Source organism: Streptomyces sp. NPDC006463, assembly GCF_042870715.1.
In the GTDB taxonomy this organism is placed as follows: Bacteria; Actinomycetota; Actinomycetes; order Streptomycetales; family Streptomycetaceae; genus Streptomyces.
The window spans coordinates 234,816-255,657 of sequence record NZ_JBIAHP010000010.1; the positions used below are offsets into that span (position 1 = coordinate 234,816).

Here is a 20,842-nt window from a genome sequence, read left to right on the forward strand (position 1 = left end):
CACCGATCCTACAAAGCGAATTACGCAAATTCACCCGCGATCAGTTCCGCGATCTGAGTCGCATTCAGGGCCGCGCCCTTGCGGAGATTGTCGGCGCACACGAAGAACTCCAGCGAGCGCCGGTCGTCGAGCGAGGCCCGCACCCGTCCCACCCAGGCCGGATCCGTACCGGCGGCGTCCGCCGGTGTCGGGAACTCCCCCGCCGCCGGGTCGTCCACGAGGACCACGCCCGGCGCGGCCTCCAGGATCTCCCGGGTGTGCGGGGCGTCCACCTCGTTCTCGAACCGGGCCCGCACGGTCAGGGAATGCCCGGTCACCACCGGCACCTGTACGCAGGTCACGGCGATCGGCAGCTCCGCCAGGTCCAGGATCCGGCGGGTCTCCGCCCGTACGGCCAGCTCGTGCGAGGACCAGCCGTCCTCGCGCAGCTCACCGGACCACGGCACGACGTTGAGCGCCAGCGGAGCGGCGAAGGGCCCGGTGTCCTCGCCCACCGCGCGGCGGACGTCGCCGGGGTGATCCCCGAGGGAGGTCCCGGCGACCAGCGACAGCTGGCGGCGCAGCACCTCGGAGCCGGCCCGGCCGGCGGCGCCCGCGGCCTGGTACGAGGAGACGGACAGCTCGGCCAGACCGTACTCGGAGTGCAGCGCGCCCAGGGCCGCGATCATCGCGGCGGTCACGCAGTCGGGACCGGCGACGATGCCGCGCGGCCGGATCCGTACGGCGTGCCCGTTGACCTCGGGCACCACCAGCGGCACCTCGGGATCTTCCCGGAAGGCGGCGGACTGGTCCACGACGACGGCCCCGCGCGTGGTGACGACGGGGGCCCAGCGGGCCGAGACCTCGGCCGGGGTGAGGAAGATCGCGACGTCGCCCGGTCCGAGGCCGTCGAAGGCGTCCTCGGTGAGGGCGAGCACCTCGCTCTCCTCCGCGCGGACGGCCAGCACCCGGCCGGCCGAGCGCGCGGAGGCGATCAGGCGTATGTCGCCCCAGACGTCCGCCCGCTGGGACAGGATCTGGAGCAGGACGGAGCCGACGGCTCCGGTCGCCCCGACCACGGCGAGCGCCGGGCCGGAGGACCGGGCACGGTTCATCGTCCGGTGCCTCCGTAGACGACGGCCTCGTCGCTGTCGGAGTCGAGGCCGAAGGCCGTGTGCACGGCGCGGACGGCCTCGTTGACGTCGTCCTGGCGGGTCACGACCGAGATGCGGATCTCGGAGGTCGAGATCAGCTCGATGTTGACGCCCGCGTCGGACAGCGCCTGGAAGAAGGAGGCGGTGACGCCCGGGTTCGTCTTCATGCCCGCGCCGACCAGGGAGATCTTGCCGATCTGGTCGTCGTAGCGCAGCGACTCGAAGCCGATGGCGCCCTTCGCCTTCTCCAGGGCGTCGATGGCCTTGTGGCCCTCGGCCTTGGGGAGGGTGAACGAGATGTCGGTGAGGCCGGTGGAGGCCGCCGACACGTTCTGCACGATCATGTCGATGTTGATCTCGGCGTCCGCGATGGCGCGGAAGATCGCCGCGGCCTCACCCGGCTTGTCCGGGACGCCGACGACCGTGATCTTGGCTTCGGAGACGTCGTGAGCGACTCCGGAGATGATGGCGTGCTCCACCTGCTCGTCCCCTTGCGGCTGTTCGTTGCTGACCCAGGTCCCGCGCAGTCCCGAGAAGGACGAGCGGACGTGGATCGGGATGTTGTATCGGCGTGCGTACTCGACACAGCGGTGCAGCAGCACCTTGGAACCGGAGGCGGCGAGCTCCAGCATGTCCTCGGAGGAGATCCAGTCGATCTTCCGGGCCTTCTTCACGACGCGGGGGTCCGCGGTGAAGACGCCGTCGACGTCGGTGTAGATCTCGCAGACCTCGGCGTCCAGCGCCGCGGCCAGCGCGACGGCGGTCGTGTCCGAGCCGCCGCGGCCGAGGGTGGTGATGTCCTTGGAGTCCGCGGACACGCCCTGGAAGCCGGCGACGATGGCGATGTTGCCCTCGTCCAGCGCGGTGCGGATACGGCCCGGCGTGACATCGATGATGCGCGCCTTGTTGTGGACCGAGTCGGTGATCACGCCTGCCTGGCTACCGGTGAACGACTGGGCCTCGTGACCCAGGTTTTTGATCGCCATGGCCAGCAGGGCCATGGAGATCCGCTCTCCGGCGGTCAGCAGCATGTCGAACTCACGCCCGGCAGGCATCGGTGATACCTGCTCGGCGAGATCGATCAGCTCGTCCGTCGTGTCGCCCATCGCGGAAACCACGACGACCACCTGGTGGCCGTTCTTCTTGGCGTCCACGATCCGCTTGGCGACGCGCTTGATGCCCTCGGCATCGGCTACGGAGGAGCCTCCGTACTTCTGCACGACAAGGCCCACGTGCGCTCCTCGCTCAGTCCGTCTCATTGCTGGTGCAGTCTAACGAGCGGCCGCGATCCGACCGCTTCGTACCACATCATGAGACGAAAAGACCACAGTATGCGTTCCCCCCGCTGGGGCCTTCACTTGCGGCCGAGTCCGCCGAGTTCCTCGGCCATCACCTGTCCGGCCTGCTCCGCGAGGTCATCTTCGGCCAGGTCCTCGTCCGTGTCCAGGCCGTCCAGGGCCGCCAGCGGCTGGTCCAGGCGTACGTGGGCCACCAGCGACTGCAGGGCGCGCAGCGTGGCGGAGGCCGTCGGGCCCCAGTTGGTGAAGTACGAGAACTGCCACCACCACAGCGCCTCGGTGGTCCGGCCCGCCCGGTAGTGGGCCAGCCCGTGCCGCAGGTCCGCCACGACGTCGGCCACGTCGTCGGAGATCCGGTGCGCGACCGGGGCCTTGCGCGGCTCGTACGGGTCGAAGACCTCGGAGTACACGTCGACCGGCTCCAGCATGTACGCGAACCGCTCGCGCAGCTCGTCGACATCCGGCTCGGGGCCCAGGTCGGGCTCGTAGCGCTCGTCGGGCAGCACGTCCTGGTACGCGCCCAGCCGGCCGCCCGCCAGCAGCAGCTGGGACACCTCCAGGAGGAGGAAGGGCACCGCGCTGTCCGGGTCCTCGCCCTTGGCCACCTCGGTGACCGCGACGATGAAGGACTCGATCTGGTCCGCGATCTGGACGGCGAAGTCGTCCGGATCCTGTCCCAGGGCGTGCAGCGTTGCGTCAGACATCGAGAAGTCGCCTTCCTTCAAAGGCCCGCCCGAGCGTGACCTCGTCCGCGTACTCCAGATCTCCCCCGACGGGGAGCCCGCTGGCCAGGCGGGTGACCTTCAGGCCCATGGGCTTGATCATGCGGGCGAGGTAGGTGGCGGTCGCCTCGCCCTCCAGGTTCGGGTCGGTGGCGAGGATCAGCTCGGTCACCTCGCCGTCCGCCAGGCGCGCCAGCAGCTCGCGGATGCGCAGGTCGTCGGGGCCGACGCCCTCGATCGGGCTGATCGCTCCGCCGAGGACGTGGTACTTGCCCCGGAACTCGCGGGTCCGCTCGATCGCGACGACGTCCTTCGGCTCCTCCACGACACAGATGACCGTGGTGTCGCGGCGCGGGTCACGGCAGATGCCGCACCGTTCCTCCTGCGCCACGTTCCCGCACACGGCGCAGAACCGGACCTTGTCCTTCACCTCCAGCAGCGCGTGCGCGAGGCGGCGGACGTCGGTGGGCTCGGCCTGCAGGATGTGGAAGGCGATCCGCTGCGCGCTCTTGGGCCCGACGCCGGGCAGCCTGCCCAGTTCGTCGATCAGGTCCTGGACCACGCCTTCGTACAACGGACTGCCTTCTTTCGGTTTTCGGTGCGGATGCGGGAGGGGACTAGAACGGGAGGCCGGGAATGCCGCTGCCGCCGCCCAGGCCCTGGGCGAGGGGGCCCAGCTTCTGCTGCTGGAGCGCCTGGGCATTCTCGTTGGCGGCCTGGACCGCCGCGACCACCAGGTCGGCGAGCGTCTCCGTGTCCTCGGGGTCCACGGCCTTCGGGTCGATCACCAGTGCGCGCAGTTCACCGGAGCCGGTGACGGTCGCCTTGACCAGACCACCGCCGGCCTGGCCCTCGACCTCGGCCTGGGCAAGCTCCTCCTGGGCCGCGGCGAGGTCCTGCTGCATCTTCTGGGCCTGCTGGAGCAGCTGCTGCATGTTGGGCTGGCCACCACCGGGAATCACAGGTCACTCACTCCGTACAGTCGGGACGCTTGGTCAATCCGAGCCTACGTGCTCCCCGGGCGCTGCGCCCTACGCCGTGAGGACCAACTCTTTCGAGTGAGAGTAGGGGCGTGCGCGTACCTGCTGGAGCCCTCCGTGTGAGCGGAAATCCTGGGATTCGTTGTCCATCGCGCGTCATTCGAAGGTAGGAAGAGCATGCGCACCATTGCGCACACGCGCACCACCACACGTCAGCGCAGGCAGAGGGAGTGCCGGGTGAGCCAGCCGGAGATGCAGCCCGAGGGGCCACCCCGGGATCCCCGGGAGGAAGGCGGCGGGCCGATGTCGGCGGGCGATCTGACCGGCCGGCCGTTCCCCCTCGGGGACTGGGGCGAGCCCGCCGAGCGCCTCGACGAGCTCTACCGCCGGGTCGAGGAGGACGCGCTGCGCACGGCCGAGTGGTATCTGTCCGACCGGGCGTGGAAGCGCCGGGGAGCGCGCATCCTGCGCGCCGGGGCGGCATTCGGCGCCGTCACGGGCGCCGCCATGCCGCTGCTGGAGCTGACGGGCTCGGCGCCGGGCGCGACGTCGTACGGGTTCCTCGCGCTGCTGCTGGGCGCGGCCTGCCTGGGATGCGACCGGTTCTTCGGCCTGACGTCCGGCTGGATGCGGGACGTCGCCACCGCGCAGGCGGTCCAGCGCCGTCTGCAGACGCTCCAGTTCGACTGGGCTTCGGAGAACGTGCGCGAGGTGCTCGGCCCGACGGAGGGCACGGCGAGCGAGGCCGCCGAGCGCTGCCTCACGGTGCTGCGGCGCTTCTCGGAGGACGTGACGGAGCTGGTCCGCTCCGAGACCGCTGAGTGGATGGTGGAGTTCAGCTCAGGTCCCGCACCGCTGGTGATGCAGTCCCTGGGCGCCGTCGGCGCCCGCTCGGACGCGTACATCCCCCCGGCGCGCTTCCCCCTGCCCCCGGGCACCCGCCCGAACATGCCCCGCCAACGCCCGCCGGAACAGCCCCGCTGACCCGGGGCTGTTTGCCGGGGCGTTTCGGACCCGCCCGGGACAGGACACGGGGAAAGGGCGGGGCGGCGAGCAGCTGCGCGCAGCGGCCCCGCGCCCGCACCTCCCCGGGGCCGGCTCAGCTAAAGATGATCATGGAGCCCTGGCCGAGGCTCCGGGTCGCCGCCGCGTGCAGCCCCAGCCAGACGTGCCGCTCACGTGCGAAGGGGTTGTCGTCGTACGGAATCGGCCCCGCGGGCTCCTCCAGCGACGTCGGCCGCCCCGGCGGAGCCGGCGCCGCGGGCGGGTTCGCCGGGTCTATCCCGATGGCCGGGCCCACGAAGGCCAGCTCACGCAGCAGCCCCTGCGCGGACCCCAGCGGACCCCCTCCGGCCAGCAGCTCCTCGTTCGCCAGCGGAGCCGCGAAGTCCACGGGAACGTACGCCCCCGCATGGTCGTAGTGCCACACCAGATGTGACTGCTGCGCCGTGGGCTCGAACATCTCCAGCAGCTGCTCGTAGTCCCCGCCCAGCTCGTCCACCGGGGTCACCGGCAGCCCGCAGATCTGGAGCAGGTACGCCCGCCGCAGGAAGTGCAGGGCGTCGTAGTCGAAGCCCGCGACGGGGGCGACGTCCCCGCTCAGGCCCGGCATGTAGGCGAACACGGGCACGGACGGCAGTCCGGCCTCGCCCAGCGCCTTGTCGTACGAGGCGATCTCTTCCGCGAACGGATTGTCGGGGCTGTGGCACAGCACGTCGACAAGGGGGACCAGCCACAGGTCACAGGCCACGCGGGCTCCGATCAGTCGTTGGCGCCGATCCGGCCAGAGTAGTGGGCCGAACACCCTCCGCGAAGGGGTGCGCAGAACCCGGTCCACGTTGGGTGACGCCATGGGCACGACAGGCTGCCGCGGCGCCCGGCCCGGCACGGTCGCTACAGTCCGGCGGCCCAGGCCAGGGCGTGCTCGTTGTAGCCCCGCACGATGCTCCGTACGGCGTCCGCGTCCGCGAGGGTCACCGCGTCCACCAGGTCGCTGTGCCCGTCCCACAGCGCCGCCCGCAGCTGCTGCGGATCGCGCTGGAGGTGGGGTACGGCGAAGACCCAGCACTGCACGCGGATGCGGTGCAGGAACTCGGAGATGTAGGTGTTGCCGACCAGTCCGCTCAGCTCCCGCCAGAAGCGGAGGTCGTAGCCGATCAGTACTTCGAGCGAACCGCTCTGCGCGGCCCGCCGCGCCTCCTCGGCGCGGCGGCGCACGGAGACCAGCGTCTCGCCGGAGCCGACGTCCGGGCCGCGCTCGGCGAGCCTGCGGAAGATCCCGTCCACGACCAGCGCACGGGCCTCGATCATTCCGCGGAAGTCGTCCACGGAGAGGATCCGCACGCGGAAGCCCCGGTGCTGGACCAGTTCGAGCAGCCCCTGGGCCGAGAGGTCGACGAGCGCCTCGCGGACCGGGGTCGCGGAGACCTCGTACTGCTCGGCGATCTGCTTGACGGTGAACTCGGTTCCCGGCGGCAGGCGTCCCGCGAGCACCTCGTCACGCAGCGCGTCCGCGATCTGCTGGCGAAGTGTGTTGCGGGTGACAGCTCCGCTGCCTGGCATAGGGGTCCGTCTCTCTGTAGAACTCCGGACACCATAGGCCAGGCAGCGCGGCTGAAATAGAGCGGTTGAAGATCGATATGTGGATTTAGCGCCCGTTATGCGGACGGGAACCAGCCACCTGTGGGAAGGCGGCGGATGCGGGGACCGCCTACCCTGCCGCAGCCGTCGTGTGGCGGTCTGCGACCGTCAGCGCCTCGTCCAGGAGAGCCAGACCCTCCTTCGCCTCCGCCTCCGTGATGGTGCACGGCGGGACGACGTGGGTGCGGTTCATGTTGACGAAGGGCCACAGGCCGGACGCCTTGCAGGCCGCCGCGAATTCGGCCATCGGCGCGTTGGCCGCGCCCGCCGCGTTGTAGGGGACGAGGGGCTCGCGCGTCTCCTTGTCCCGTACGAGTTCCAGCGCCCAGAAGGTGCCCAGACCGCGGACCTCGCCGACGGAGGGGTGGCGCTCGGCGATCTCGGCGAGCGCCGGGCCGATCACGTCCTCGCCGAGGCGGGCGGCGTTCTCGACGACGCCCTCCTCCTCCATCGTGTTGATCGTCGCGACGGCGGCGGCGCACGCCAGGGGGTGGCCGGAGTACGTGAGTCCGCCCGGGTAGGGGCGTGTGGCGAAGGTCTCGGCGATCGCGGCGGAGATGGCGACGCCGCCGAGCGGCACGTACCCGCTGTTCACGCCCTTGGCGAAGGTGATCAGGTCGGGGGTGACACCCCAGTGGTCGGCGGCGAACCACTTGCCGGTGCGGCCGAAGCCGGACATGACCTCGTCCAGGATGAAGACGATGCCGTGGCGGTCGCAGAGTTCGCGCACACCCGCGAGGTAGCCGGGCGGCGGGGTCATGATGCCGGCGGTGCCGGGCACGCTCTCCAGGATGATCGCCGCGATGGTCTGCGGCCCCTCGAAGGCGATGGTGTCGGCGAGGTGGGCGAGGGCGCGGGCGCACTCCTCGGCCTCGGTGGTTGCGTGGAAGGCGGAGCGGTAGAGGTACGGGCCCCAGAAGTGCACCACGCCGGCGGCGGCCGTGTCGGAGGGCCAGCGGCGCGGATCACCGGTGAGGTTGATCGCGGCGGCGGTGGCGCCGTGGTACGAGCGGTAGGCCGACAGCACCTTGGGCCGGCCGGTGTGCAGCCTGGCCATGCGGACGGCGTTCTCGACGGCCTCGGCGCCGCCGTTGGTGAAGAAGATCTTGTCCAGGTCGCCGGGCGTCCGCTCGGCGATGAGGCGTGCGGCCTCGGAGCGGACGTCGACGGCGAAGCCGGGCGCGAGGGTGCAGAGCCGCGCGGCCTGCTCCTGGATCGCGGCGACGACCTTGGGGTGCTGGTGGCCGATGTTGGTGTTGACCAGCTGGGAGGAGAAGTCGAGGTAGCGCTTGCCGTCGTAGTCCCAGAAGTACGACCCCTCGGCCCCGGCGACGGCGAGGGGGTCGATCAGGGCCTGGGCGGACCAGGAGTGGAAGACGTGCTTGCGGTCAGCGTCCTTCACTGCGGCGAGGGTGTGCGAGGCGACATGAGGGGTCATGGCGTCACGCTAGAAGTGCGCAGGTGGGAAGGGATATCGGCGGATTGTATGGGGGTGGGGGGCCGGTCTCGGCAGTCTGTCGTTGCGCGGGGCCCGCCAGGGCGGCCGGCAGCAATAGATGACGGCACAGTTGACAGCACACTGTCGAAATGACAGTCTCTTGTCATAGAGCTTGTCCTGGAAGTCGGATCCACCCGGAGGCGATCACCATGAGCGAGACCCCGCGCAAGCCCGTACACCTCGCGGTCTACGACTCGTACGCGGACTGGGAGACCGGCCACACCACCGCGCACCTGACCCAGCGCGGCCACCGGATCCGCACCGTCGCCCTGACCGCCGAGCAGCCGGTCACCACCATGGGCGGCGTCCGCATCCAGCCCGACCTGGCCCTGTCCGGGCTGCGGCCGCAGGACTCCTCGCTGCTGATCCTCACCGGCGCCTCGCTGTGGGACACGAGCGGGGACCTGGCGCCGTTCGCGGTGAAGGCGAGGGAGTTCCTGGACGCCGGGGTGCCGGTCGCGGCGATCTGCGGAGCCACGGCAGGCCTCGCCCGGGAGGGTCTGCTGGACGACCGCGCCCACACCAGCGCGGCCTCCTTCTACCTGGCGGAGCAGCCGGGCTACGGCGGCGCCGGGCGGTACGTCGAGGCCGACGCGGTGACGGACGGCGACCTGATCACGGCGGGGCCGACGGAACCGGTGGCCTTCGCCCGCGAGGTCTTCGCCCGCCTGGACGTGTACAAGCCGGACGTCCTGGACGCGTGGTACCGGCTGTTCCACGACTCGGACGAGAGCGCGTACCCGGTGCTGATGGCGGCGGCGGAGGCGGGGGATGCGTGAGCCCTCGGTCCGCGCCCGGCAGGACCTGCTGAGCCGGACCGCGCTCGGGGTGTTCCGGCTGAACGGCCAGTTCCTCTCGGTCTCCGAGGAACTGGCCCGGCCGGCCGGGCTGACGGCCGCGTGGTGGCAGGTGCTGGGCGCGGTGCTGCACGAGCCGCTGCCGGTCGCGGGCATCGCCCGGGCCATGGGGATCACCCGGCAGAGCGTGCAGCGCATCGCGGACCTGCTCGCCGCGAAGGAGCTCGCGGAGTACGTCCCGAACCCGGCGCACCGGCGGGCGAAGCTGCTGCGGCCGACGGAGGCCGGCCGGGCGGCCGTGGCGCGCATCGGCCCGGGCCACGCGTCCTTGGCCGCCCGGCTCGCGGAGGAACTGGGCGACGCCGCCTTCGCCGAGACGGTCCGCGTCCTGGAACGCCTCTCGACCGCCCTGGACACCGTGTCCAGCCTCCCGGACTCGGACTCGGACTCGGTGCCGGGCCCGGGTCCGGAAACTGGCCCAGGCCCGGTCCCGCCGTCCGGCCCCGCCGAGGCCTGAGGCGCCCCCGCCCGGGCCCGCCGACGCTTGCGGCGCGGGTCCGGGGCGGCGCCCCGGCAGACCCCGCCGGGCGAGGCGCAACCGTCCGGAGCCCCCGGCCGTCCTCCGCTGCGGAGCCGTTCGTCCTGTCCTAGGGGGAGGGACCACCCTGCCATGGAACAACTGCACCCAGGCGACCCGCACCGCATCGGCCCGTACCGCCTGCTGTCCCGCCTCGGCGCCGGCGGCATGGGCCAGGTCTACCTCGCCCGGTCCGACCGCGGCCGTACCGTCGCCGTGAAGCTGATCCACCAGGAGCTCGCCGCCCGCGAGGAGTTCCGCATCCGCTTCCGCCGCGAGGTAGCCGCCGCCCGGCGCGTCGGCGGCGAGTGGACCGCCCCGGTCCTCGACGCGGACACCGAGGCCGCGACCCCCTGGTTCGCCACCGGCTACGTCGCCGGGCCGAGCCTGCGCCAGGTCGTTGCCCACGACTCCGGCCCGCTGCCGCTCCGGTCCGTACGGATCCTGGCCGCGGGCCTCGCGTACGCCCTCCAGGACATCCATGACGCCGGCCTCGTCCACCGCGACCTGAAGCCCTCGAACGTCCTGCTCACGCTGGACGGCCCCCGCGTCATCGACTTCGCAATAGCCCGCGCTCCGGCCGGACCCGACGCCGGTCCGACCCGTACCGGCGAACTCATCGGCTCCCCCGGATTCATGGCCCCCGAACAGATCCGCGGCGAACCCGTCACCGCCGCCTGCGACGTCTTCTGCCTCGGAGCGGTGCTGGCGTACGCGGCAACCGGACGGCTGCCCTTCGGCGACGCGGAACACCCCGGCGGCGTGGCCGGTCTCCTGCTCCGGATCACCGGCGCGGAACCGGACCTCGTCGGCGTGCCGCCCGAGCTGCACGACCTCGTACGGGACTGCCTGCGACGTGATCCCGCGGCGCGGCCCGGACCCGCCGAGATCCTGACCCGGGTCGGCGCGGGCGACACCGTGGCCGACGGAAGGGCCCTGGAGCCCTGGCTCCCGGCGGCGCTGGTGGCCCAGCTCGGGCGGCACGCCGTACGGCTCCTGGACCGCGAGGACGCCGGGCCGGACCGCCCGGCGCAGCCGGCGCTCACGCAGCGGCCGCCCACGTCCGCGCCGTTCACGCCGTTCACGCCGTACCCGTCGTACCCGTCGTACGGGCCGTACCCGCCGGTGGAAGCGGAACCTCCGCCTCACCCCCGTGCCGCCTCCACCGCCCTCCTCCTCGCAGTGGCCGCGGCCGTCGCCGTCCTGTCCGCCGGCACGGTGTACGCGGTGATGAGCGACGCCGACGACCCGCGCCCGCCCGTCGGCGGTCCCCGTACTCCGGCCACGACGGCTACCGCGGCAACGACGGCCACGACGGCCACCGGCGCGGCCGTTCTCCCCGAGGCGTACCTCGGCAACTGGCAGGCCACCACGGGCACCCAGACCTGGCGGCTCACCCTCACCGGCGGCGGGGCCGGCGACCCGGTGATGTCTCTCGCCGTCCAGGCCCCGGGCTTCGCCTGCGCCTGGACGGCGCCCCTGCACAGCGCACCCGATCCGGTGGAACTCGGCCCCTCGACCGTCACCTCCGGCACTCCCCCCACTTGCACCCCGGGCGGCCGGAGCCGACTGCGGCTGCGGTCCGACGGCACGCTCCAGCGGGAGCTGGCGGGCAGCGACCATCCCCCGCTGACCTACCGCAGGCAGTGACAGATCTGCGACCGCACCGAATGTGTCGAAGTCAATAAGCCTGCAAGCAGAGCTTGTTACGCGTCGAAGCGCCGTCGGAAACTGCCGGGCATGGAGCCGTTGAACGTAGTGGCACAACTGTGGGAGCGGATCGAGGCACGCGACTGGGACGGTGTGGCCAAGCTCATCGCCGAGGACGCGGTCATCGAGTGGCCCGTGAGCGGCGAGCGCATCGTGGGGCGGGCCAACTTCGTAGCTGTCAACAGCGACGACGGGGACGCGGACGAGAGATCCGTGGAGCTGCTGCGGATCCTGGCGGACGGCGACCTCGTCGTCACCGAGGTGGAGATACCTCAGGACCACGTGGTCTACCGGGCCGTCTCCCTGTGGACGGTGCGTGACGGGGAGATCGTGGGGGCGCGGGAGTACTGGACCAGCCCCGGCCAGGACCCGGCCCCGCGCTGGCGGGCGGGCTACGTGGAACCCCTGGTGGCAGACTGAGCCGCGTGCTCGGACACCACCTGACCCCGCTGCTCGGCGCGACCGGCGTCCTGGCGCTCCTGACCCTCGTTCCCGGCCCCGACATGGCGATCGTCACGAAGCGGGCGGTGACCCGGGGGCGCGCCGACGGGCTGCGCACCGTCGCCGGGATCGCGGTCGGACTGCTGCTGTGGGGCGCCCTCACCGTGGCGGGCCTGGCCGCGCTGCTCGCCGCGTCGGCCGAGGTGTACCTGGCGGTGAAGCTCGCGGGGGCCGCGTACCTGTGCTGGCTGGGCGTCCGGTCGCTGCGCGGGGAGCCGGGTGCGGAACCGGCCGGTGACCTCGCGGAGCCGATCGGGACGGGTGGAGCGGGCGGCACGGGTGGAGCGGGCGGAGCGGGTGGAGCGGGTGGGAGTCGCGGAGGCGCGTGGCGCACCGGCCTGGTCGCCAACGCCCTCAACCCCAAGATCGCCGTCTTCTACACGGGACTGCTGCCCACCCTCGCCCCGCCCGGCCTTCGCCCGGCGGCGGGCATGACGCTGCTGGTCCTCGTCCACGTGCTGCTGACCCTGGTCTGGCTGGGCACGTACGTGTACGTCCTCTCGCGCGCCCGGCACTTCTTCGCGCGACCGCGCGTCCGGCGCGCCCTGGACCGCGTGACGGGTGTGGTCCTGATCGGCTTCGGCGTGCGCGTGGCAACGACGTCCTAGGCGTCCCGACGGGCTGGCCCCGGTGGTCCGGACGGGCCGGTGAGGGCGTCCAGTTCCTCCCCGATGGCGGCCCGCAGGCCGTCGTGCCGGCGACTCAGCGCGTGCTGCCCGCCCCGCCAGTACTCCTCCCCGTACAGCCACACGGGCAGCCGGACGCGGTCGGCGGGCTCCCAGTCGTAGCGGGGCCAGATGTGGGTGTGGAGGTAGGGGTCGGCATTGCCCAGGATCTCGATGTTCACGCGGCGGAAGGCGGGGTCGAGCCGCCGGCAGGCGCGCTCGACGGCCTCGGCGAGCCGCTCCAGGTCGCCGAGGTACGCGGCCCTGCGCGCCCGGGGGAGGTCGGAGAGGCGGGTCACGGCGGGATCGTCGGTCAGCAGTACGGAGTACCCGGGCAGGAACTGCCGGTCCCCGATCACGGCGAACCCGGCGTCGAGGCGGCGCAGGACGGTGGGGTTCTCCCCACGGTGTGCGCTGCCGATGCGGTCGTGGAGCCAGTCGGTCTCGGCCATCTCCGGACCCTAACGTGGCTGTGGACCAGGCGACTTGGGTTTCGGCATGACTCTCAGGTAGCCCCTGTCATACCTGAGAGCTACGCGCGAACACGGCTCTGGAGCGTGACGCCGACGAGGGGCTCGGATTTCTAACTTCGGTAGCAGAGAAGGGCGGTGACGGCTCTTCCTGACCGAAGGAAGAGACGATGGCGGCGGGGACGACGACCGTGGGCACGACGACCGTGGGCACGACGACCGTGGGCACGACGGCGGGCATCGGCGGGGCGACGGGGGCGGGCGCAGGGGAAGGATCGGGGTCGGGGTCGGGGCGGCGTGCCGCGTCGACCGGGCGGCTGCGGCGCACGCTGCTGGCCGCGCTGGTCGCGGCGGCGGTCGTGGTTCCCGTGGCCGCCGCCGCCTCGCCCGGCGTCCCCGCGCCGGCGCCCGTCGCGTTCGCCGACGGCGCCGCACCGCACGACCGTTACGACGCCAACCGTGCCAACCTCGCCGAGGCGTCCCGTATGGCCGAGGCCGCGGGACGCACCGGCCGGGCCGGCAAGCTGCGCGCCATGGACGCGGCCGGTGCGGCGCGGTTCCTCGCCTTCGACGGCCGCGGAGCGGGCCGGGCCGTCGAGGTGTTCGGCGACCTGGAGACCGCCGACCGGGTCACCGTCCTGGTGCCCGGGTCCGACACGACGCTCGACACCTACCAAAGGTTCCGTGCCGGGGCGGTCTCCCTTCAGCAGCGCCTCCAGGCCGAGCACCCTCGCTCCGCCGTGGTCGCCTGGCTCGGGTACGACACCCCCGGCACGGTCAGCACGACCGTCCTGACCGCCGATCGCGCCGACGAGGCCGCCGCCGAACTGGGGCCCTTCCTGGACCGGTTGCGCGACATGGCGGGGCCCGGCGCCCATCTCTCGCTGCTGTGCCACTCGTACGGCTCCGTGGTCTGCGCCCGGACCGGGACCGCGCCCGAGGTCACCGACATGGTCCTGTTCGGCAGTCCGGGGACGGGGGCCGGCTCCGCCCGGGACCTGCCGACGAAGGCCCGGGTCTGGGCAGGGCGGGGCGGCGGCGACTGGATAGGAAACGTCCCGCACGTCCGGCTCGGCGGGATCGGCTTCGGTACCGACCCCGTCGACCCCGCCTTCGGAGCACGCACCTTCGCCGCCGGCCCGGCCGGGCACAGCGACTACCTCAAGCCCGGCAGCGAGTCACTCGACAACCTGGCCGCCATCGTCCTCGGCACCGCAGCCACCGCCACTACCACCGCCCCGGAGGTCCGTCATGCGTAAGCTCCGCGCCCGCTGGACCGACCTGGCAGAGGGCATCGACGCGGCCACTCCGGCCGACCGGGACCGTGCCGTGGACGCGCTGCGGACCTTCGCGATCCTCGGCGTGGTGCTCGGCCACTGGCTGGTCACGGCGCTGACCACCGCCGATGGCGGCCTGAGCAACACCAGCCCGCTCGCGCACATGACCTGGCTCGCCCCGGTGTCCTGGGTGTTCCAGACCCTCGCAGTCTTCTTCCTCGTCGGTGGCCATGTCGCCGCCCGCGGTTACGCCTCGGCACGGGAGCGCGGCGATTCCTACCGCACCTGGGTCGGGCAGCGGCTCGGCCGGCTGTTCCGTCCGGTCGCCGCCGTGCTCACCCTCTGGGCGGTCGTGGCGCTCGGGATGCTCGTCGGCGGAGTGGAGCTGAACACCGTCCAGACGCTGGTCAAGCTGGTCCTCTCGCCCCTCTGGTTCCTCCTCGCCTTCGCCGCGCTGACCGCCGCGACCCCACTGGTGGTGAGGCTGAGCCCCGTGTGGCCGCTGGCCGTGGTGGCGGGCGTCGACCTGTGGCGCTTCGGACTCGGCGGGCCCGAGTGGGTCGGCTGGGTCAACGTGGCCGCCGGCTGGCTCGTCCCCTACACCCTGGGTGCAGCATGGTCCCGAGGGGCGTTCGCCCGGCGCGGTCCTGCTCTCCTCCTGCTCACCGCGGGGGCCGTCGCCACCGCGGCGCTGATCCTGTGGGGTGGCTACCCGGCGTCCATGGTGGGTGTCCCGGGGGCGGCCGTTTCGAACCTGAACCCGCCGACGCTCGCCGCGGCCGCGTTCGGACTGGCCCAGTGCGGGCTGGCCCTGCTGGTCCGCGAGCCGCTGGCCCGCGCCATGCGGCGCCCGGCGGCCTGGGCGAAGGTGGCCCTGGTGAACCTCTCCGCCATGACGATCTTCCTCTGGCACCAGACCGCCATGATGGCCGTCACCGCGCTCGGGCTGCTGGTCCCGGCTGACCTGCCCGGGCTGCACACCGTGCCCGGCTCGTTGGAGTGGATAGCGGCCCGGCTGCTGTGGCTGCCGGTGTTCGCCGCCGCGCTCTCGATCTGCTGGGCCGCGTTCCGTACGTACGAACAGGTCTCGTGCCGTCCGAAGCCCGGCCCCGCCACGGCCCGCACCATGGCCCCCGCCCCCGCCCCCGCCGCCGTCCCCCGCCCCCGGACGGCCGCGCCCGCCAAGAAGATCACCCATGTCTAGGGCCGGCCTTAGCCTGGACGGCGTGAACCAGCAGACCGAGCCGCCCGCCGCCGAGCCCCGCATCGCCCCGCCGCGCGGACTGGCCCGGGAGCTGTTCACCCTGAAGCGGGATCCCCTCCCGAAGATGTCCCGGCCGCGCTGGCTGGCCTGGCTGCCGCATGTGGTCCTCTGCTACGCGGCCATTCCCTCCGGTGTCCTGACGGGGATGCAGCTGAGCGACCACTACGGGGTCCACGGCGCCGCCGTGCTGGGGCTGTCGCTGCTGACGTCCGCGTCCATCCTGCTCAGCATGTTCCGGCCGATCGCCGCCTGGTGGCTCGGCCTCGTCACCGCGGCCCTCGTCGCCTGGGTGATCCACGACCACGTCGGTCAGGGTCAGTCCTGGCCTTGGACGGCCGTCGGGCCGTTCACGCTCGCGTCCCTGATCCTGATGGTCGCCCTACGGGTGCCGCCCCGGGTGACCGCCTGGGTCATCGGCATCACGCTCGCCCTCTCCGGACTGGCCGAGGCCGTCCTCAGACCGCCGCACAGCCAGACGATCATCGCGGGCGTGGCCATCCTCTTCGGGTTCGTGGGAATCCTCGGCTACGCCCTGCGGGCCACCCGCCTGGCCCGCGGCAAACTCGTCGAGCAGGAGACCCTCACCGAGGAGGAGCGTGCCCGGCGCACGCTCCTGGAGGAGCGCAGCCGGATCGCCCGTGAGCTGCACGACGTCGTCGCGCACCACATGTCGGTGATCTCCATCCAGGCGCAGGTCGCCCCGCACCTCGTGGAGAACCCGTCCGAGGAACTCAAGGAGAACCTCGCGGGCATCCGCGAGAACGCGCTGGAGGCCCTGACGGAGCTGCGTCGGGTGCTGGGCGTGCTGCGCTCAGAGCAGCCGGACGATCCCGCGAACCCTCACCATCCGCAGCCCACCCTCGCCGAGTTGGACGGCCTCGTGGACAACGTGCGGGGAGCGGGGCTCGATGTCACCACCGAGATCGCGGGGATACGGCGGCCGCTGACCCCCGGCGTCGAGCTCACCGCGTACCGGATCGTGCAGGAGGCACTGAGCAACTGTCTGCGTCACGCCCCGGGTTCGCAGGTGGAGGTCGGCATCGCGTACGGGCCGCGCGACCTGCACCTGTGTGTCGCCAACACCGCGCCGACCCGGCCGGCCCTTCCCTCGCCGGGTGCGGGGCACGGGCTGCTGGGGATGCGGGAGCGGGCAGGCATGCTGGGGGGCGAGCTGGCCGCCGGTGCACGCCCCGACGGCGGGTACGAGGTGACCGCCGTACTCCCGATGGATCCGCAGGACCTGCCCGGCGGCTCCACACCCGAGACGAAGTAGGGATTCATGCACCCCCCGATCAAGGTGATGATCGCCGACGACCAGATGATGGTCCGGCAGGGCTTCACCGTGCTTCTCAACGCCCAGCCGGACATCGAGGTGGTCGGCCAGGCCGTGGACGGGGCCGACGCCGTGGCCAAGGTCGGCGAACTGGGGCCGGACGTGGTCCTGATGGACATCCGCATGCCGGGGATGGGCGGCATCGAGGCCACCTCCGTCATCACGGGCGCTGCCGGCGCCACCGTGAAGGTGCTGGTGCTGACCACCTTCGACCTCGACGAGTACGTGTACGAGGCGCTGCGGGCCGGCGCCTCCGGGTTCCTGCTCAAGGACGCGTCGGCCGACCAGCTCGCGGAGGCGGTGCGGGTGGTGGCGGCCGGGGAGGCGCTGCTCTCGCCGAACATCACGAAGCGGCTGATCACGGAGTTCTCCCGGCTGGGGGCGCCGCGGGCGCCGTCGCGGGCGCGCATCGACGAGCTGACCGAGCGGGAGACCGAGGTCCTGTCGCTCGTGGCCCAGGGCCTGTCGAATGCGGAGATCGCGTCGCACCTGACCGTGGCGGAGCAGACGGTGAAGACCCATGTGGGCCGGATCCTCGTGAAGCTGGGCCTGCGGGACCGCACGCAGGCCGCGGTGTTCGCGTACGAGACGGGCCTGGTCCGTCCGACGGGCTACTGATCCACCCCACGTAGTACTTGAGAGGGAGCCCGGGAAATCCCCATCAGCGGCGACGCGGAGTACGGCCGTGCCGACCTACGGTTCTGGTATGACCGAGACGACCACCGGGGGGACAACCCGGACGCCTGAATTCCGAGTGGCTTCGGAGGTGATCGCGACCCTGCGCCAGGACCTCCTCACCGATGCCATGGCCTACCGGCCGCTGCCGTTGGTGGAGACCCCGGGGCGCTTCGTGCGACGGCTGCCCGCTCCGATACGCCGGTACGCGCCGTGGAGCCAGTACGCGGCGGTGGGGGCGCTGGCCTTCATACTCGTCGCGTCCACCGGGACTTCCGGCTCGTGGTATCTCGGCGACGCCGGCCGCCTGTTCACGGGGCTGGTGGCCGCGGCGCCGGTCTTGATGACGCTGGTCCGGCCGGTCGCCGCCTGGTGGGCCGCGGTCGCGATGACGCTGGTGCTCGGCACCATCCCCGGGTTGGGCGGGGACGACTTCTGGCCCTGGAGCCCGGGCGCCTTCGTCTCCTACATCGCGGTCATGGTCCTCGTCACCCTGCGGACCGGACCCCGGGTGGCCGGGTGGATGTGGGCCCTCACCCTGGTCCTCGGCTTCGGGATGTCGGTGCTGCTGGGCAGCCACTACGGGACGAACCTGCCGGAGATGGCCGTGACCTCGGCCATCGCGCTGACGATCGCGAGCAGCATCCGGATACGCCGCAACGCCAAGGCGGAGGTGAGCGCGCAGCAGGAGGTCACGGCCATCGAGCGGGACAAGCGGACACTGCTGGAGGAGCGGACCACGATCGCGCGGGAACTGCACGACGTGGTGGCCCACCACATGTCGGTGGTGGCGATCCAGGCGGAGGCCGCGCCGTACCGGGTGAAGAACCCGCCGCCGGAGCTGGAGGCGGCGTTCGTCACCATCCGGGAGAACGCGGTGGCGGCGCTGACGGAGCTGCGTCGGGTGCTGGGCGTGGTGCGCTCCGCGGACTACGAGGCTCCGGACGCGCCGCAGCCGACGCTGGCCTCGCTCGACGGGCTGCTGGCCAATGTGCGGGAAGCCGGACTGGACGTGGACAAGACGGTCACGGGTGCGGTGCGGGAGCTGCCGCAGGGGGTGGAGCTGTCGGCGTACCGGATCATCCAGGAGGCCCTGAGCAACACACTGCGGCACGCGCCGGGCGCGGCCGCCTCCGTGGAAGTGTCGTATGTGCTGGGCGGCCTGGGGATACGCGTCGTGAACGGGGCGCCGACCGGGGCTGTGCGGCCCTCGCCGGGTGCCGGGCACGGGATCACCGGGATGCGGGAGCGGGTGGCCATGCTGGAGGGGGAGATGACGGTCGGCGAGACCGGGACGGGAGGGTACGAGGTGGCGGTGTTCATACCGGTGCGCAACCGTCCGGAGCCGGTGACGGATTCGGGGTCGGCGTCGGGTTCGGGGACGGCGGACGGGTCGGGCGCTGGGTCCGAGGCGGGCGCGCCATGACGATCAGGGTGCTGATCGTCGACGACCAGATGATGGTGCGCGAGGGGTTCTCCGTCCTGCTGAACGCAATGGACGGCATCGAGGTGGTGGGTGAGGCGGTCGACGGGCGTGAGGCCATCGCTCAGGTGGCGGCGTTGCGGCCGGACGTGGTGCTGATGGACATCCGGATGCCCCTGATGAACGGACTGGAGGCGACGCGGGAGATCGTGGCGGCCGACACGGACGCGAAGGTGCTGGTCCTGACGACCTTCGACCTCGACGAGTACGTGTACCAGGCGCTGCGGGCCGGGGCCTCCGGGTTCCTGCTCAAGGACGCGTCGGCCCGTCAGCTCGCGGACGGGGTCCGGGTGGTGGCGGCCGGGGAGGCGCTACTGGCGCCGTCGGTGACCAAGCGCCTGATCGTGGAGTTCTCGAAGCTCGCAGAGACGCCGAAGCTCGCGGACCCGGCGGGGGTCGGCGAGTTGACGGAGCGGGAGAAGGAGGTGCTCGTACTGATCGCGCAGGGGCTGTCCAACGGGGAGATAGCGGGCCGGCTGATCGTCGCCGAGTCCACGATCAAGACCCACGTGAGCCGGATCCTGGTGAAACTGGGCCTGCGGGACCGCACCCAGGCGGCGGTCTTCGCCTACGAGACCCGGCTGGTGACTCCGGCATAGGGTGCGGGGATGGGCTTTGATCCGTGGGATGCCGAGTTCGTCGCCGATCCGTATCCGGCGTACCGGGAATTGCGGGAGCAGGGGCGGGCGGTGTGGTACGAGGCCACCGGGCAGTGGCTGGTGCCGCACTACGCCGATGTGAGTGCGCTGCTGCGGGACCGGCGCCTGGGGAGGACCTACCTGCACCGGTTCTCGCACGAGGAGTTCGGGCGCACCGCCCCGCCGGCGGAGCACGAGGCCTTCCACGTGCTCAACGGCAACGGGCTGTTGGACCTGGAGGATCCCGCGCATGCGCGGGTGCGCAGGCTGGTTGCGAAGGCGTTCACCCCGCGGACGGTGGAGCGGCTCGTGCCGGCCGTGCGGCGGATGGCCGGGGAGCTGGTGGGGCGGCTGCTGGCGGACGGAGGCGGGGATCTGCTCACGGCAGTCGCCGAGCCGCTGCCGGTGGCGGTGATCGCGGAGCTGCTGGGGGTCCCGGAGGCGGACCGGGGGCTGCTGCGGCCGTGGTCCGCGGACATCTGCGGGATGTTCGAGCTCCGGCCGGACGAGGAGACGGCGCGGCGCGCGGTGCGGGCGAGCGTCGAGTTCAGCGCGTACCTGCGGGAGCTGATCACGGAGCGGCGCGCACGCCCCGGGGAGGATTTGATCTCCGGGCTGATCGCCGCCCACGATGAGGAGGGCCGGCTCAGCGAGCAGGAGATGATCTCCACTTGCGTGCTCCTGCTGAACGCCGGGCACGAGGCCACGGTCAACACCACCGCCAACGGGTGGTGGGCACTGTTCCGCAACCCCGGCGAGCTCGCCGCCCTCCGCGAGCGCCACGATCCCGAAAAGTTGTCCACAGCTGTGGATGAACTGATGCGCTACGACACTCCCCTGCAGATGTTCGAGCGCTGGGTCCTCGACGACATCCGGATCGGGGACACCGACATTCCCCGCGGAGCCGAGGTCGCACTGCTGTTCGGGTCCGCGAACCGCGATCCCGCGCGGTTCGACGATCCCGACGCGCTGGACCTCGTACGGGCCGACAATCCGCACCTGAGCTTCGGTGCCGGGATCCACTACTGCCTGGGCGCGCCGCTGGCGCGCCGGGAGCTGGAGGCCACCTTCGGGGCGCTGCTGGCAGACGGAGTCCCGCCACTGCGGCTCGTCGAGGAGCCCCAGTGGCGGGACGGTTACGTCATCCGGGGACTGCGCGAACTGCTCGTGCAGTTCTAGGC

The 20,842-nt window shown here is 72.1% G+C and carries 22 protein-coding genes; 13 read left to right on the forward strand and 9 right to left on the reverse strand.

The annotated features are described in order from the left end of the window. Positions 1 to 20: 20 nt before the first annotated feature. The 5 genes from ACFYOB_RS20135 to ACFYOB_RS20155 all read right to left on the reverse strand — a co-directional run bounded on the left by ACFYOB_RS20135 (position 21) and on the right by ACFYOB_RS20155 (position 4,115). Positions 21 to 1,094, reverse strand: coding sequence for an aspartate-semialdehyde dehydrogenase (locus ACFYOB_RS20135; RefSeq protein WP_388561220.1), 1,074 nt, complete (start codon positions 1,092 to 1,094; stop codon positions 21 to 23). Next, positions 1,091 to 2,365, reverse strand: a complete 1,275-nt coding sequence (locus ACFYOB_RS20140; protein ID WP_328926825.1) for an aspartate kinase — start codon at positions 2,363 to 2,365, stop codon at positions 1,091 to 1,093. Before ACFYOB_RS20140 ends, ACFYOB_RS20135 begins: the two co-directional genes overlap by 4 nt. Positions 2,366 to 2,487: 122 nt before the next feature. Continuing rightward, a complete protein-coding gene (locus tag ACFYOB_RS20145) occupies positions 2,488 to 3,135 on the reverse strand; it encodes a DUF5063 domain-containing protein (RefSeq protein WP_388561223.1) in 648 nt (215 codons plus the stop codon). Next, positions 3,128 to 3,727, reverse strand: a complete 600-nt coding sequence (recR, locus tag ACFYOB_RS20150; protein ID WP_030010802.1) for a recombination mediator RecR — start codon at positions 3,725 to 3,727, stop codon at positions 3,128 to 3,130. The genes ACFYOB_RS20145 and recR overlap by 8 nt, the downstream gene beginning before the upstream one ends. A 43-nt stretch (positions 3,728 to 3,770) precedes the next feature. Then, complete coding sequence (locus ACFYOB_RS20155; protein ID WP_078892798.1) at positions 3,771 to 4,115, reverse strand: YbaB/EbfC family nucleoid-associated protein; 345 nt, start codon at positions 4,113 to 4,115, stop codon at positions 3,771 to 3,773. A 255-nt stretch (positions 4,116 to 4,370) separates the two neighbouring features. Between ACFYOB_RS20155 and ACFYOB_RS20160 the strand changes: the two genes are divergently transcribed. Next, positions 4,371 to 5,117, forward strand: a complete 747-nt coding sequence (locus ACFYOB_RS20160) for an SLATT domain-containing protein (protein ID WP_388561226.1) — start codon at positions 4,371 to 4,373, stop codon at positions 5,115 to 5,117. Between the two features lie 115 nt (positions 5,118 to 5,232). Here ACFYOB_RS20160 and ACFYOB_RS20165 read toward each other — a convergent pair whose 3' ends face one another. The 3 genes from ACFYOB_RS20165 to ACFYOB_RS20175 all read right to left on the reverse strand — a co-directional run bounded on the left by ACFYOB_RS20165 (position 5,233) and on the right by ACFYOB_RS20175 (position 8,211). Further along, positions 5,233 to 5,883, reverse strand: coding sequence for a hypothetical protein (locus tag ACFYOB_RS20165; RefSeq protein WP_388561228.1), 651 nt, complete (start codon positions 5,881 to 5,883; stop codon positions 5,233 to 5,235). 143 nt (positions 5,884 to 6,026) lie between these two features. After that, the gene (locus tag ACFYOB_RS20170; RefSeq protein WP_388561230.1) at positions 6,027 to 6,695 is read right to left on the reverse strand and encodes a GntR family transcriptional regulator; all 669 of its coding nucleotides are present in this window, start codon (positions 6,693 to 6,695) and stop codon (positions 6,027 to 6,029) included. Positions 6,696 to 6,843: 148 nt separating this feature from the next. Further along, complete coding sequence (locus ACFYOB_RS20175) at positions 6,844 to 8,211, reverse strand: aspartate aminotransferase family protein (protein WP_388561232.1); 1,368 nt, start codon at positions 8,209 to 8,211, stop codon at positions 6,844 to 6,846. A 209-nt stretch (positions 8,212 to 8,420) separates the two neighbouring features. Between ACFYOB_RS20175 and ACFYOB_RS20180 the strand changes: the two genes are divergently transcribed. The 5 genes from ACFYOB_RS20180 (at position 8,421) to ACFYOB_RS20200 (ending at position 12,464) form a co-directional block, all read left to right on the forward strand. Next, positions 8,421 to 9,050, forward strand: a complete 630-nt coding sequence (locus ACFYOB_RS20180; RefSeq protein ID WP_388561234.1) for a DJ-1/PfpI family protein — start codon at positions 8,421 to 8,423, stop codon at positions 9,048 to 9,050. Beyond that, positions 9,043 to 9,585: a MarR family winged helix-turn-helix transcriptional regulator gene (locus tag ACFYOB_RS20185; protein ID WP_388561235.1), complete on the forward strand. Its 543-nt coding sequence runs from the start codon at positions 9,043 to 9,045 to the stop codon at positions 9,583 to 9,585. Before ACFYOB_RS20180 ends, ACFYOB_RS20185 begins: the two co-directional genes overlap by 8 nt. Positions 9,586 to 9,738: 153 nt before the next feature. Then, positions 9,739 to 11,295 carry a serine/threonine-protein kinase gene (locus tag ACFYOB_RS20190; RefSeq protein WP_388561237.1) on the forward strand — a complete coding sequence of 519 codons (1,557 nt, stop codon included), beginning with the start codon at positions 9,739 to 9,741 and terminating at the stop codon, positions 11,293 to 11,295. A gap of 90 nt (positions 11,296 to 11,385) precedes the next feature. Further along, positions 11,386 to 11,775, forward strand: a complete 390-nt coding sequence (locus ACFYOB_RS20195) for a nuclear transport factor 2 family protein (RefSeq protein WP_388561239.1) — start codon at positions 11,386 to 11,388, stop codon at positions 11,773 to 11,775. 5 nt (positions 11,776 to 11,780) lie between these two features. Beyond that, positions 11,781 to 12,464, forward strand: coding sequence for a LysE family translocator (locus ACFYOB_RS20200; protein WP_388561241.1), 684 nt, complete (start codon positions 11,781 to 11,783; stop codon positions 12,462 to 12,464). On the opposite strand, the gene ACFYOB_RS20205 is transcribed toward ACFYOB_RS20200, so the two are convergent. Next, positions 12,461 to 12,973 carry an HIT family protein gene (locus ACFYOB_RS20205; protein WP_388561243.1) on the reverse strand — a complete coding sequence of 171 codons (513 nt, stop codon included), beginning with the start codon at positions 12,971 to 12,973 and terminating at the stop codon, positions 12,461 to 12,463. The two genes, ACFYOB_RS20200 and ACFYOB_RS20205, sit on opposite strands and share 4 nt — an antisense overlap. Before the next feature lie 188 nt (positions 12,974 to 13,161). Between ACFYOB_RS20205 and ACFYOB_RS20210 the strand changes: the two genes are divergently transcribed. The 7 genes from ACFYOB_RS20210 to ACFYOB_RS20240 all read left to right on the forward strand — a co-directional run bounded on the left by ACFYOB_RS20210 (position 13,162) and on the right by ACFYOB_RS20240 (position 20,840). Next, entirely contained in the window at positions 13,162 to 14,250 is a 1,089-nt protein-coding gene (locus ACFYOB_RS20210; protein ID WP_388561244.1) for an alpha/beta hydrolase, read from the forward strand. Next, positions 14,243 to 15,472 carry an acyltransferase gene (locus tag ACFYOB_RS20215; protein ID WP_388561246.1) on the forward strand — a complete coding sequence of 410 codons (1,230 nt, stop codon included), beginning with the start codon at positions 14,243 to 14,245 and terminating at the stop codon, positions 15,470 to 15,472. The genes ACFYOB_RS20210 and ACFYOB_RS20215 overlap by 8 nt, the downstream gene beginning before the upstream one ends. A 22-nt stretch (positions 15,473 to 15,494) precedes the next feature. Next, a complete protein-coding gene (locus tag ACFYOB_RS20220; protein ID WP_388561248.1) occupies positions 15,495 to 16,805 on the forward strand; it encodes a histidine kinase in 1,311 nt (436 codons plus the stop codon). 6 nt (positions 16,806 to 16,811) lie between these two features. Then, positions 16,812 to 17,483 carry a response regulator gene (locus ACFYOB_RS20225; protein ID WP_388561250.1) on the forward strand — a complete coding sequence of 224 codons (672 nt, stop codon included), beginning with the start codon at positions 16,812 to 16,814 and terminating at the stop codon, positions 17,481 to 17,483. A gap of 88 nt (positions 17,484 to 17,571) precedes the next feature. After that, entirely contained in the window at positions 17,572 to 18,966 is a 1,395-nt protein-coding gene (locus ACFYOB_RS20230; protein ID WP_388561252.1) for a sensor histidine kinase, read from the forward strand. After that, positions 18,963 to 19,622, forward strand: a complete 660-nt coding sequence (locus tag ACFYOB_RS20235) for a response regulator (protein ID WP_388561254.1) — start codon at positions 18,963 to 18,965, stop codon at positions 19,620 to 19,622. The genes ACFYOB_RS20230 and ACFYOB_RS20235 overlap by 4 nt, the downstream gene beginning before the upstream one ends. A gap of 9 nt (positions 19,623 to 19,631) precedes the next feature. Continuing rightward, the gene (locus tag ACFYOB_RS20240; RefSeq protein ID WP_388561256.1) at positions 19,632 to 20,840 is read left to right on the forward strand and encodes a cytochrome P450; all 1,209 of its coding nucleotides are present in this window, start codon (positions 19,632 to 19,634) and stop codon (positions 20,838 to 20,840) included. Positions 20,841 to 20,842 lie beyond the last annotated feature (2 nt).